Genomic DNA, 14,370 nt, shown 5'->3' on the forward strand with positions numbered 1-14,370 from the left:
TCAGTTGTTTATTGTTTTTGATTTTTCCGTTTTTAAAGTACTAATTTCGTTTTTTAATCGTTCAATTTCAGTATTCATTTTAATCAATTGCAAATATAATTCTTCAATTTTTTCCATCTGAATGCGTTGCATCTCTCCCAAATCAAGCCCTTCTTCAGTGAGCTCCTCTTGGGAAGGCACTCCTGGTAAATGCCCATTGGATTGAATATAAACTTGTGTTTCAGGCAACGACATTAACTCGTAACCAGCGTTAAAAACGTAATCTGCCCAAGTATCGACATTAACAATCACCCCTCTACTTCTTAATTTTCCGTCATCCTCCAACTGCAAAATTTTATTCCCTGCATATGAATACACCACAATAGCATGTCCTTTACCATTATTGATCACAAAAGAGGGGGATGTACCAATATTCGTCATTTTAATATTTCCGTCGTTGCTAATGGAAAATCTAGCCTGTTCAGCATCACCTCCAATTTTAACTCCGATGTTCACTAAAGTCTGAGTGTCGTTCGGTGAAAAGCCGTTGAATAACGCTTCACTTGTCGCACCGGGGTTTCCGGCAAGAAAACGAAAAGCATAGTTTACCCCAGCTACATGCAATGCAAATTGCGGATCATCTGTTCTGATACCAACATTTACATCAGGACATGCGGTAAATAATTTCTGTGCAACCGCCCACCATTGAGCAACTCCACCATTGGCTGTGCAATAATCAGTAGTTAGCCCCTGCGGATTAGCAAAGGCGTTGATTATTCCGGCAACTGATCCTTTGATTAAATTTCCGTTAGGCATTATTAAAACAATTTCAGTTTCAGCGGTCAAAGTTGTTGCATTGCCAAGCCCTTCCATTTTTACATTGCCCAATAGACGTGTATTGCCATCAACCTTTAACAGGCTATCAATGCGTACATCGCTTTTTGCTTTGATGTCACCTTTTATAATAACATCTTGTTTGAATTTTGCTTCCTGATCAACAATTAACTTTTCTTTAGCGTACAATCTCTGTTGCACTACCAATGAATCAGTTATTACTGTTGGATTCTGGGCAATACTGATTGAACCAAAAGCCAAAATAAAAGAAAACAGAATGAGTCCTTTTATGTTACCAATTGTTTTGATAACGCACATTTTTTTCAAGTACATAATAATAGATAGTTGAGTTAAACTTTTGCGAACATAGTTATTTTATTCAGTTCAAATATATAATATCCAATATGTTGTATTATTTTCAAAGCAATATTAATCAATTGATCCCTAACCTTAAACAATTCAGATCGAAATATGTTACACTTTGTTTTATATACACACATTCTTTTACCTTCCGATTAAGAAATATTACTCAACTTTTTTTTAATCCATTGACCAATGGGATTTCTTTTTGCGTGATTCAGGATAATTCAATAAATTTACCCCTTGTCGTTGGTCAGTTTAAAGCGTTATACCAATTGTATTATGATTTTGGTACAAAGCAAGACGGTATAATACCGATGCAATAGCTGTTTAGGACAACATTGTTGGACTTTTACAGATATGCTTTCGGTATTATGCATTGAAATAAACAACGGTACTATTTGAATAACAACACACTATGTCAAAAAACTTAAGTGAATTATCAGGCCGCAAAGGGGTAGATGAAAATCTTTTTGAAGAATTAGGAATAGCTGCACGCCGCAATGGCACAGTATCTAAGGCCAAAATGGAAGAACTGGCAGATAAATTTCTGTTTGGAAAAGGAAATATCTACGGAACTGTTAGTTTTTATGATTTTCTGAAAGAAGAAAATAAAGGAAAACAAGTCTATGTTTGCAATGGCAGTGCTTGTTTGACTGCCGGCACGCAACACGATGTGAAAGAAAAATTAGGTTCGGTTTTCAAGGCTGAAGAGATTGGTGAAATGTGCTGCATGGGTCGTTGTCATGAAAATGCAGCCTTCTCTTATAAAGGCAAAAATTATTCTGGTGCTGACATTGATGCCATTCATACCATCAAAGAAGGAACCGGAAAGACGAAAGAAAAATTCACGGTTGATAATATCGGAACACAGATATTGACTTCCATGTTCCCCGGAGTTGATTATTACTATACTACGCTGGCAGTAGCATTGCGCAGATCAAAAGAAGATTTGTTGCAGGAATTAAAAACGTCAAATCTACGCGGCCGTGGCGGCGCCGGATTCCCCATAGCATTTAAAATGCAAACAGCAAAAGACATGGATAGCGCCATCAAATTTGTTGTTTGTAATGCAGATGAAGGTGATCCGGGTGCTTATTCTGATCGTTATTTATTAGAGGAGCAACCTCATTCGGTTCTGCTTGGTATGATGATAGCCGGTTACGTGATTGGTGCTGAAACGGGCGTACTTTATATTCGTGCTGAATATCCTGAAGCAATTGATATTGTTCAGAAAGCAATTGATGCCTTGCGTTCTAAAAAATTATTGGGAAAAAACATTTTGGGCACGGGTTTCAATTACGATTTTAAAATCATTAAAGCGCAGGGAGCGTATATCTGCGGTGAAGAAACTGCCTTACTCAATTCAATTGAAGGTAAACGACCTGAAGTGCGCGTACGCCCTCCCTACCCTGCTCAGCAAGGTTTGTTTAATAAGCCAACCATTGTAAATAATGTTGAAACGCTTGCCTGCATTCCGTATATCATTCAAAATGGAGGAGCAAAATTTGCAAGCATTGGCAATGGAAAATCAACCGGAACAAAATTAGTTTGTCTTGACAGTCACTTCAACAAGCCCGGCATGTACGAAGTTGACATGGGTACACCGTTAGACATAGTGATAAAAAAATTAGGCGGTGGCTATAAGAAAAAAGTGAAAGCACTTCACATTGGTGGTCCGTTGGGTGGCCTAGTTCCTTCCAATAAAACAAAAGATCTTACCGTTGATTTTGAATCGTTCAGTTCAAATGGTTTCTTGCTTGGACATGCTTCCGTTGTTGGTATTCCTGAAGAATTTCCGATGATTAAATACATTGAACACCTTTTTGAATTTACTGCGCATGAGAGTTGTGGAAAATGTTTCCCTTGCAGATTGGGTTCAACACGCGGTAAAGAACTTGTAAAAAAATCATTGGACGGAACATTTAAAATTGATCGTGTTTTGTTCCGTGATCTACTTGAAACCATGGAAACCGGATCACTCTGTGCATTAGGCGGAGGCTTGCCTTTACCGGTAAAAAATGCGCTGCAATATTTTGACAAAGAATTAAAACCATATTTTACCAAATAGAGACTATTATGAACAAACAAGTCGCCTATATTGATAATAAACCTTACGAAATTGTTGAAGGTGAAACTATACTCACCTTTTTGAAAAGACATTTTGGTAATGATTATGTACCCACTTTGTGTGATGCGCCAAACCTTGAACCTTTTGGTGCATGCCGCGTGTGCAGTGTGGATGTTGCTCTGGCTGAAAACGGAAAAACAAAAGCAATTGCATCATGTCATACACCGGTTTCGGCAAACACATTTATTTATCCGCACAGTGAATCTATTGAGCGATTGAGAAAAAATATTGTTGAATTGGTTTTAACTGATCACCCGTTGGATTGTCTTACATGTGAAGTCAATAATAATTGTGAATTGCAGACAGTGGCAGCACGTGTTGGTATTCGTGATGTGAGATATCCTGATGGCGCCAATCACTTAGATCGTAAAAAAGATTTGAGCCATGCCTACATGACCTCTGATTTTTCAAAGTGTATTAATTGTTCACGTTGTGTGCGGGCATGTGATGAAGTACAGGGAGAATTTGTATTGAGCATGGCAGGCAGAGGTTTTGATGCGCACATCATAAAAAGTTTGAATACTACATTTGAAAATTCTGATTGCGTAAGTTGCGGGGCATGTGCACAGGCTTGTCCTACTTCTGCAATCTCTGATATTTTTGAATCTAAATCAGTAGCTCGCGTTGAGAAAACACGCACCGTTTGTACGTATTGCGGTGTAGGTTGTAATCTTGAAGTCGCCACCGTTGGCGGACGTGTAAAATCAATTCAGGCTCCTTATGTTGCAGAAACAAATCAGGGGCATACTTGTTTAAAAGGTCGTTATGCATTTTCGTTTTATAATCACGCAGACAGACTGCGCACGCCATTAATCAAACGCGGTGATGAATTTGTTGAAGCAACCTGGGATGAAGCATATAGTTATATTGCTGAAAAATTAACTGAAATAAAAGCCAAACATGGTGCTGATGCCATTGGCGGGGTTTCATCATCACGTTGCACAAATGAAGAAAATTATCTGATGCAGAAATTTATTCGTGCTGTGATTGGTACCAATAATATTGATTGTTGTGCAAGGGTGTGCCACTCTCCAACAGCAATTGGAATGCAACGCACGTTTGGTACAGGTGCGGCCACAAACTCCGTTAAAGATTTGAAATATACCGAATGTATTTTAGTAATTGGAGCAAACCCAACAGATGCGCACCCTGTAACCGGAGCAAAAATAAAACAGCAAGCCATGAAAGGCAAAACGCTGATTGTTGTTGATCCGCGGCGCACTACTTTGGCAAAATATGCTAATTATCATTTGCAGTTAAAACCGGGTACCAATGTGGCTTTATTGAATATGATGGTGTATTATATCATTGAAGCCGGATTAGTAAATCAAGATTTTATAGACGCACGCACTGAAGGGTATGAAGATTTCAAAAATGGTGTTATGTCTCAAAACATGGACGAATTGGAATCAATTACCGGCGTGAAAAAAGAATTGGTAAAGGCTGCTGCTTTGGCATACGCCAGCGCAAAAGCCGCCATGTCTTTCCATGGTTTGGGGGTGACAGAACATTCTCAAGGAACATTTACCGTGATGCTGATTGCAGATTTAGCTATGCTTACCGGAAATATTGGAAGACGCGGAGTTGGAGTGAATCCTTTGCGAGGACAAAATAATGTGCAAGGCTCTGCTGACATGGGTTGCCAACCATATCAGGGAGCCGGATATCTGGATGTGACAAATCCTGAATATCATGCGCAATATGAAAAATTCTATGGAGTAAAATTACCGCAACATGTTGGTTACAAAACTCCTGAAATGTATGAAGCTGCTATTTCCGGGAAATTCAAAGCACTTTGGTCTATGGGTGAAGACATGGTACAAACTGACCCTAATACAAACCACGTGAAAGAAGCCATTTCAAATCTTGAATTATTTGTGGTGCAAGAACTCTTTATGACAGAAACTGCAAAACTTGCGCACGTGATTCTGCCCGGAGCATCATTCCTTGAAAAAAGCGGAACCTTCACCAATGGTGAGAGAAGAATTCAGCGCGTAAATAAAGTGGTTGAACCATTGCCGGGCACTAAATCAGATGGACAGATTATGGTGGACATCATGAATAAAATGGGATACTCACAACCAGATTATAATCCTGAAACATTATTGGATGAAATTGCTCAGATTGTTCCATTCTTTGCCGGGGTTAAATGGAATGAACTTGGTGAAAACGGAAAACAATGGCCGGTTGCAAAAGACGGCAAAGATTCTGACATGTTACATGTTGAATCATTCAAACGCGGAAAAGGAAAATTTGTGCATAGTACCTACAAGGAACCGGCAGAAATAAGTGAGAATAAAAACGATTTCCCTTATATAGTTACAACCAATCGTGAACTGGAACACTACAATTGCGGTACGATGACCAGACGCACCAACAATGCGAAAATTCTGAAAGAAGATTACCTGATGATTCACCCTGACGATGCGAAAAAGCATGATATCAAAGATGGTGATTTAGTTTGCGTAACCTCTGCAAGAGGTAAAATTGATGTGCGTGCAAGGGTTACAGATGAAGTGAAACCAGGCGTATTGAGTTCAACATTCCATTTTCCAGAAGTTGAGATGAACCTGATTACATCAAGTTATGCTGACTCAGAAGCGCTTTGTCCTGAATATAAAGTGGTAGCCGTGAACATCAGAAAATCAAAAGGAATGGCCAAAGCAAAAGCAGAGGCAATAGTAAAAGAGACTGAGGCTGCGGAGTAAGAATTCACTTTTTAATATGCGTATCAAACAAAAATACCTGGTTGGATTTCTTTTTCTGTTTCAGGTTATACGGTTAGATGCACAAGATAAAGAACCAGAACAACCGGTCTCTTTCACCGTTGTATCTGAAGCTATCCTCCGGGTGTTCCCTGAAGCGTATGTTGATTTTCTCACTATATCTTTTATGCAGTTGAGTGATGTGATTTACCCGCATCAGGCTGATTTTATGATTCCGGATCAATAGCGTCCTAAACGAATTTTATTTAGTTTAAAGTTATTGAATTTGCCGGGTTTCGATATAGAAAATGGTTAAATTCAAAACAGAACCCCCTGATAAATTTCTTTGTCCGGAGGTTTGCTTTCTTCAAATGGTTTATTGATCCACTGCTGAAGATCAATTTTCACGAATAAATTGAGTCGCAGAAAAGCGACAAGGTTTGAGAGATGCCATTTAAATTTGGCCATTGCTTTCATTGCTTTTAAAATCAGAATTGTTATTAATGCCGTCCATATTTGAATCATTACGGCATTATGACTTGTTCCAATGAACGATTTAATGTGAAGGAGTTGTTTTATTTCTCTGAAAAATTTCGATTTGCCACCGGCTTTTATAGAGTTCCCCGATGGTATTGGCAGTCCGGGTTAATTGATTGGTGATGATTTCAATTACCTGCTCATTTACCTCATCCCAAACAGATACTCTCCGTAACGGTTTGGGATATTTCTTTTTCGAAAGGACACCCGTTAGTTCAATGAGTTCATCTTTGAGTATATGCTGATGTCGATTATCTGGTAGAGGATTTTCTTTTTTTGGTTTTGTATTGGATGTTTTCTTTGTGCCTGATGACAAAATATACTCCGCTGCTGTCCCAAATGTTTAACAATGAAAAATCGTTGTAATATCGGTCTGCTACAATCACACTTCCTTTGAGTAAAGGAATATCATATGCGCCTTTATTGTCGGCTGTTTTTCCATCGGTGATATTTACATAAGCCGGCAAATTGCCATCATAATCAAGCATTGTATGCATTTTCACAGCTCCCTTTGCCGTCTTGTATCTTGCCCAATCAAATAATGAGAGGCACAAACTTATGGTACTTGAGTCTACTAAAAATATTTTGGATTTGATTTTAAATTTAACCTGTTTAAATCCCACCTGCTGTCCTAAACTTCCCAGCAAATGATAATAGTATGTTCTAAATAGCTCCCAATCCCTGTGTTTATTTTGGTAGCTTATGGTTGATTTAGAAGGAGCTCTTTCTATGCCCATATGATTTAAGTTACCGGTTGCTGATCGTAAACCGTTGCTAATATCCCGTATTGATTGACTTTTTGCAAATTGACAAAAGAGCATTGAAATCAGATGTGTCCAGCTATTGTAACCCTTTTGATGCTTGTCTGTTTGTTTTTCCTTTACAATCTTATTGAATTTTAATCTATCCAGTTTGGAGATTATTTGAGAAAACAAGGTTAATTTTACCATAGGAGAAGGTGTTGGTTTTTTGTTGTGGCCCTCAAAGATAATTTGAGTTACAGAAACTATCCTTCTCTTACTTTTTTTAATTGATCGTTTAGGACGCTATTGATTCCAAAAGGGTAATTACTTCTACATCATTTAATAATTTTGAGGCGTGTAATTCTTCCCAGGTTGGTGATTTACTATTCAGCATGAGCGCGCCAACATCTTGTCTTGATGCTTTTCTAGTTGTTCCTCCACTTCGAATAAAGCTGTCTTCAATTGTCTTGCCTTTTAAATGAACCGGTTTGACAGCACTTTCCTTAATGTGAATTAGGAGAATAGATTTTGCTCGAAACTCTTCTATACTGTGATCAATACTAACCAGCGGTTCTACGCCATCTCGACAAAGCGAAGCCAATTTGGCTACAATGTCGTTTGCTGTGTTTCTAGTAATTCCAATTACACGTCCAGTATTATCATCAATACCAAATGCTAAAAATCCTCCTCCCGGCAAATTAGCAAATGCCGAAATGTGTTTACATAGTTTATCATTATTTGGAGACAATGTTAGCTTCCAATCAATTTCGTTTAATTCACTTGGAATATTACCCAATGATTTCTCTAACCAGGCTAAACCTGTCTCTATCCATTTTTTCATTTTATTGCCCTCCGCCAATAGCGTCCTAAACGAATTTTATTTAGTTTAAAGTTATTGAATTTGCCGGGTTTCGATATAGAAAATGGTTAAATTCAAAACAGAACCCCCTGATAAATTTCTTTGTCCGGAGGTTTGCTTTCTTCAAATGGTTTATTGATCCACTGCTGAAGATCAATTTTCACGAATAAATTGAGTCGCAGAAAAGCGACAAGGTTTGAGAGATGCCATTTAAATTTGGCCATTGCTTTCATTGCTTTTAAAATCAGAATTGTTATTAATGCCGTCCATATTTGAATCATTACGGCATTATGACTTGTTCCAATGAACGATTTAATGTGAAGGAGTTGTTTTATTTCTCTGAAAAAAATTTCGATTTGCCACCGGCTTTTATAGAGTTCCCCGATGGTATTGGCAGTGGGTTAATTGATTGGTGATGATTTCAATTACCTGCTCATTTACCTCATCCCAAACAGATACTCTCCGTAACGGTTTGGGATATTTCTTTTTCGAAAGGACACCCGTTAGTTCAATGAGTTCATCTTTGAGTATATGCTGATGTCGATTATCTGGTAGAGGATTTTCTTTTTTGGTTTTGTATTGGATGTTTTCTTTGTGCCTGATGACAAAATATACTCCGCTGCTGTCCCAAATGTTTAACAATGAAAAATCGTTGTAATATCGGTCTGCTACAATCACACTTCCTTTGAGTAAAGGAATATCATATGCGCCTTTATTGTCGGCTGTTTTTCCATCGGTGATATTTACATAAGCCGGCAAATTGCCATCATAATCAAGCATTGTATGCATTTTCACAGCTCCCTTTGCCGTCTTGTATCTTGCCCAATCAAATAATGAGAGGCACAAACTTATGGTACTTGAGTCTACTAAAAATATTTTGGATTTGATTTTAAATTTAACCTGTTTAAATCCCACCTGCTGTCCTAAACTTCCCAGCAAATGATAATAGTATGTTCTAAATAGCTCCCAATCCCTGTGTTTATTTTGGTAGCTTATGGTTGATTTAGAAGGAGCTCTTTCTATGCCCATATGATTTAAGTTACCGGTTGCTGATCGTAAACCGTTGCTAATATCCCGTATTGATTGACTTTTTGCAAATTGACAAAAGAGCATTGAAATCAGATGTGTCCAGCTATTGTAACCCTTTTGATGCTTGTCTGTTTGTTTTTCCTTTACAATCTTATTGAATTTTAATCTATCCAGTTTGGAGATTATACCATTAGCCAATATAATTTAGTCTAAAAAGAGCATAATAAATATTTGAAGGAACAAATTTTCTTTACTGTTTTTGTTGTAATTATTCTCCTCACAACCTTGGCTAAGTGTTTGCCCAATTGATCGATGGTATTAAAGGATTTGCAAACGAACTCTTGTTTGAGTTGCCACCAAATTTTCTCGGCGGGGTTTAGTTCTGGACTATAAGGCGGCAGAAAAATTAAAATGATATTCTCGGGTATGATTAGTTTCTTTGCCTTATGGAAGGCTCCGTTGTCAAGCACGATTAGTTTAAGTTCTTTTGGATTCTGCTTTGATAATTCTTGAATAAAATATTGAAAGCAATCTGTATTACAATAAGGCAGTTCCAACAAAAGCTATCTCCATTTATTGGTGAGAATGCTCCATATAGGTATGTGTTTTCGAATTTGTGTTGATAAGTACAAACGGGTTTTACCCCTTTGCTGTTAGAACCCGCCCTGTTCTTGTGAGTAGTCCAAATCGACTCTCATCCTAGCAATAAATATTAATGCTTTTATAGCATCCCAATAGTGGTTTTACTTTGTCTTTACAGATTCGTTTGAAGTTTTTTTAAAAGTAGCAACCGCTTCTTTATCCTTTTAATATGACTCTTGCGGGGTACTTTTAACGATGCGCCAAAGTGCCTTTTAACATAATGACGCAAGCTGTTGTAATTAACTCCTTTAATAAAATTATTTTCCACCCACGCATGTAATTGTTTGTAGCTTGAAAATGCGGCATCCTCTGAACAAAGCTTCAATTTAATTTTCTTATGCACAGACTTACTTATTATGGAGGGCTTAAATCCAATTCTACCATCCTTTAATAATTCGGATATACCGCCCTTTTGATATTTAGTCCGCCATGTCTGAATACTGTTGTGATTTACACCTATCAGTTCCGCTAATTCATTCTTGCCTAATGCTCGATCAGAACGCTTGATCTCAATAAGCATTTTTATTTTCGGACCGTGGTGGTCTGCAGATTTTTTTAAGAGACTTCTTAAGTCCTTAAGCGATTCTTTCACCGTAATAGAGAGTGCATTTGCCATACCTCAAATATATAGCATATATACATTAGTCTAATATAGTTCAAGAAAAGATATTGACAATTTACTTGTTAATATCAGACTATTCTATAATAGCTAATGGTATTATTTGAGAAAACAAGGTTAATTTTACCATAGGAGAAGGTGTTGGTTTTTTGTTGTGGCCCTCAAAGATAATTTGAGTTACAGAAACTATCCTTCTCTTACTTTTTTTAATTGATCGTTTAGGACGCTATTGATTCCGGATAAATATTTCAAAAAGAAAATCAATCAAAAAATATTAGATGAGCGTGCAGCGATTTTGCTTGAACAACTTGAGCTGGCGCCTGCTTGTCAAAGCATATCTGCCGGTGAGCCACAAGAGTATAGCTGGTCAGCTTGGGAAGATAAGAAAGTGCGAAAGGTCAGCCTGATTTTTGGAATTGGTTGCTAACCTTATTTCTTGGGGAATTTATCGCATCAAAAGAGGCATCTTTCAGTCAATAAAATTATTGCGTTCTAAATACTTACATTTGCTCAGTTAATCTTTTAGTGTGAGATTTTTTTATTCAATATTCTTTTTTGTTTTGTGCGGATCACTTTCTGCAAAGGCACAGTTCACCGCTGACGAAGAAAAATATCTTGATTCACTTGCCTTTGTTGCAGAGCATGAGAAAGAAGACTCCATTGTTCTCAATGCCTTGTTAACCTGGGATGATTTCATTTATGCTTATGATCGTGACCTAGATTTTGAGTTGAACAGAAGAATTGTTGCCATTGTGCAACAGGGCTTGAATAAACCCGGTATTAATGATCGGTATCGGCAAATTTATTTGAGATCATACAGTGTGGCCCAAAATAATCTTGGCTTACTCTTGATGGATGATGAAGAATTTTTATCTGCATTGAAGTGTTTTCAAGTGAGCTTACAAATTGCAGAACATTATCAGGACAGCATGAAAATTGGCAATGCGCTGAATAATATTGGAATGATATACGAGCATCTCAGGCTGAATGAAAAAGCCATTGAATACTATACTGAAAGCCATAGTTACGACAAAGCTGATCTCATTTCAACGGGTTCATATTACAACAATGTTGCCTTATGTTATATGGCAATGGGAGACACCGTGAAAGCATTTGAATTGCTTACACTGAGTCTAGCCTACTCTGATTCTGCAGATGATTTTAGGGGCATGGGCAATACACATTCTAATTTGGGGATAATTTATTTGGGGTGGAATCAACCAGAAGAAGCGTTGAGACAATATGAGCTTTCTATTGCAGCATATGATCGGGGTGAATCAGGAGGCAGGTCAGCAATGTCATATAAGGGAATGGGGCTAGCCTATCTTGATTTAGGGAATTACTCAAAAGCAATAGAATATTGTCAGAAGGCTTATGAAATTGCTACACAATCTGAAAGTATTCTAGCTCAAAAAGAATCATGCTATTGTTTGTATGAAGCTAACAAGAAAATTGGTAATACAGCAAGTGCACTGCAATATCATGAGGATTACGTAACACATAGAAACGCCTTGGAAGATGCTGAAAAGAGAGTTGAATTGCTCAAAACCGATTTCCAGTTCAACTTAGACAGACAGCATCTGCAAGATAGTCTCACCTACAGCAGTGCACAGCAATTAGAGCGAGAACGATTTGAAACTAAACTTGAAAAAAAACAAATTACACAATACGTACTTTTTGGCGGTATTTTATTCTGCCTAGTGCTGGGGGCTTTCATTCTTAGAAGCTACTTCCGCAAAAAGAAAGATGCAGAAATTATTTCTAATCAAAAACGTGAAGTTGAATTGCAAAAGCATATTGTTGAAGAAAAAAACAAAGAGATCACAGATAGTATCAATTACGCCAAGCGGATTCAGGATGCAATACTCCCTTCAACTATTTTATTGGAAAACACCTTTAAAGATTGTTTTGTTTATTACAAACCAAAAGATATCATTGCCGGAGATTTTTACTGGCTGGAGAAAAAAAATAATCTCGTATTTTTTGCAGTTGCAGACTGTACCGGACATGGTGTGCCTGGTGCCATGGTGAGCGTGGTTTGCCACAATGCACTCAATAGAGCGGTAAATGAATTCAATCTCATCAATCCGGGAAATATTCTTGACAAAACACGCGAACTGGTAATTGAAACATTTGAACAAAAAGAAGACACTACTCAGGTTGAAACCATTAGAGACGGAATGGATATTACACTTTGTGTTTGGCACACTGATCAGCAAAAACTATTTTTCTCAGGTGCAAATAACAGTTTGTATCTTGTCAGAAAAAACAATTTAACAGAATATCATGCCGACAGTCAGCCAATTGGAAACTACGCTGAAGAAAAACCATTCAACACCATTGAAATTCAATTAGAGCCGGACGATTTACTGTATCTTTACACAGACGGATACGCAGATCAGTTTGGTGGTCCTGACGGGAAAAAATTTAAATATAAAAAACTGAAAGATCTTCTGCTATCAATTGCCACGCTTTCTGTGAATCAACAAAAAAATCAATTGGATACAACATTTGAAACCTGGAAAGGGCATCTGGAACAAGTAGATGATGTCTGTGTTATGGCAGTTAGCATTGTATAAACCAACAGAAAAATTTAGAGATAAACTCAATTATAATACATGAAATTTTCAGAATTCGGCCTTAGTGAAACTATCCTTGAAGCTATATCATACATGGGATTTGAACATGCAACGCCGGTACAAGAACTTGCAATTCCACTCATTCTCCAAAACAAAGACCTGATTGCTTGTGCGCAGACTGGTACGGGTAAAACTGCTGCTTTTGTTTTACCAATTTTAAATAAACTGAGAGATAAGCAAGATACCTCCATCAATACTTTAGTCATTGTACCAACCCGTGAACTTGCAGTGCAGATAGAACAGCAAATACAAGGCCTCTCATACTTTGTGTCAGTTGGTTCCATTGCAATTTACGGCGGTGGTGATGGCAAAGGATGGGATGTACAAAAAGATGCTTTGGTGTCAGGAACAGATATCATTGTTGCCACCCCCGGAAAACTTATTTCTCACCTAAAAATGGGATATGTAGATTTTTCAAAAGTAAAACACTTGGTATTAGATGAAGCAGACCGAATGCTGGATATGGGCTTCAGTGATGATTTGAATAAAATAATTTCATTTCTGCCAAAGGAAAGACAAACCCTGATGTTTAGTGCAACTATGCCAAACCAAATCAGACAACTGGCTAAAAAAATTCTCAATGAACCTGCTGAAATTTCTTTGTCAATTTCTAAACCGGCTGAAGGTGTTTCACAGTTTGTTTGTTTTGCAAATGAAGATCAGAAAGACAATGTCTTACATTATATCTTAAAACAACATGTTGATTTTGATAGCATCATTGTTTTTACTTCAGCCAAAGCTAAGGTATCTTCCATCATTCGTGGGTTAAGAAAAAATGGATATGCTGCCAAAGGTATTTCCTCAGATCTTGAGCAAGATCAACGTGAAGAAGTGCTGCAGGAATTCAGATCAAAACGGCTGCGCATTCTGGTAGCTACTGATGTGATGAGTCGTGGAATTGACATCAAGGAAATTAACATGGTGGTAAATTACGACGTACCCCATGATGCTGAAGATTATGTTCACCGAGTTGGACGAACAGCCAGAGCGAATACCACTGGTATTGCTTACACGCTGGTAAATGGTCATGATCAAATCAAATTAAAACGAATAGAAAAACTCATTGACGGCGAAGTGCCTCGTATGCCTTGGCCTGAAGAACTTGGACAAGCCCCTGATCTAAAAAATCATCAGTCTGATAAAGGGCACAACAAGAAAAAAAAGTTTTTTAAAAAGAAAAAATCAGGAGAGAAACAATCAAGTCCACAGCCAAAAAGTGCAGAGGGCACTTCCAAATGATACTTGATTGCATACATTTAATAAATTTTCACAAGTATTGCGCTGGTTCTATAC

At 37.6% G+C, this 14,370-nt stretch carries 9 protein-coding genes and 2 pseudogenes; 5 read left to right on the top strand and 6 right to left on the bottom strand.

Annotated elements, in window-relative coordinates; all coding sequences use genetic code 11:
• A complete protein-coding gene (locus IPH66_07795; protein MBK7129247.1) occupies positions 1-1,131 on the bottom strand; it encodes a DUF4200 domain-containing protein in 1,131 nt (376 codons plus the stop codon).
• A gap of 460 nt (positions 1,132-1,591) precedes the next feature.
• Here IPH66_07795 and IPH66_07800 point away from each other — a divergent pair, with 460 nt between their 5' ends.
• From IPH66_07800 to IPH66_07810, 3 genes are read left to right on the top strand one after another with little or no spacing between them, the layout of a single operon-like run.
• Positions 1,592-3,244, top strand: coding sequence for an NAD(P)H-dependent oxidoreductase subunit E (locus IPH66_07800; GenBank protein ID MBK7129248.1), 1,653 nt, complete (start codon positions 1,592-1,594; stop codon positions 3,242-3,244).
• 8 nt (positions 3,245-3,252) lie between these two features.
• Positions 3,253-6,012 (top strand): formate dehydrogenase subunit alpha, encoded by a 2,760-nt coding sequence (gene fdhF, locus IPH66_07805; protein MBK7129249.1) that lies wholly within the window; start codon positions 3,253-3,255, stop codon positions 6,010-6,012.
• A gap of 16 nt (positions 6,013-6,028) precedes the next feature.
• Positions 6,029-6,256: a hypothetical protein gene (locus IPH66_07810; protein ID MBK7129250.1), complete on the top strand. Its 228-nt coding sequence runs from the start codon at positions 6,029-6,031 to the stop codon at positions 6,254-6,256.
• Between the two features lie 71 nt (positions 6,257-6,327).
• Here IPH66_07810 and IPH66_07815 read toward each other — a convergent pair.
• From IPH66_07815 to IPH66_07835, 5 genes and pseudogenes are all read right to left on the bottom strand, one after another.
• Positions 6,328-7,496: pseudogene (locus tag IPH66_07815) on the bottom strand (IS4 family transposase).
• An 88-nt stretch (positions 7,497-7,584) separates the two neighbouring features.
• Complete coding sequence (locus IPH66_07820) at positions 7,585-8,130, bottom strand: ATP-binding protein (protein ID MBK7129251.1); 546 nt, start codon at positions 8,128-8,130, stop codon at positions 7,585-7,587.
• Between the two features lie 92 nt (positions 8,131-8,222).
• Positions 8,223-9,381: pseudogene (locus tag IPH66_07825) on the bottom strand (IS4 family transposase).
• Positions 9,382-9,386: 5 nt separating this feature from the next.
• On the bottom strand, positions 9,387-9,734 hold the full coding sequence (locus tag IPH66_07830) for a transposase (protein ID MBK7129252.1): 348 nt from the start codon (positions 9,732-9,734) through the stop codon (positions 9,387-9,389).
• Positions 9,735-9,931: 197 nt separating this feature from the next.
• On the bottom strand, positions 9,932-10,435 hold the full coding sequence (locus IPH66_07835; GenBank protein ID MBK7129253.1) for a helix-turn-helix domain-containing protein: 504 nt from the start codon (positions 10,433-10,435) through the stop codon (positions 9,932-9,934).
• A 530-nt stretch (positions 10,436-10,965) separates the two neighbouring features.
• On the opposite strand from IPH66_07835, the gene IPH66_07840 reads away from it, so the two are divergent.
• Together IPH66_07840 and IPH66_07845 are read left to right on the top strand one after the other, a co-directional pair.
• Complete coding sequence (locus IPH66_07840) at positions 10,966-13,017, top strand: tetratricopeptide repeat protein (GenBank protein ID MBK7129254.1); 2,052 nt, start codon at positions 10,966-10,968, stop codon at positions 13,015-13,017.
• Positions 13,018-13,056: 39 nt separating this feature from the next.
• Positions 13,057-14,316, top strand: a complete 1,260-nt coding sequence (locus tag IPH66_07845) for a DEAD/DEAH box helicase (protein MBK7129255.1) — start codon at positions 13,057-13,059, stop codon at positions 14,314-14,316.
• Positions 14,317-14,370 lie beyond the last annotated feature (54 nt).

Source organism: Crocinitomicaceae bacterium (assembly GCA_016708105.1).
GTDB lineage: Bacteria > Bacteroidota > Bacteroidia > Flavobacteriales_D > Crocinitomicaceae > JADJGJ01.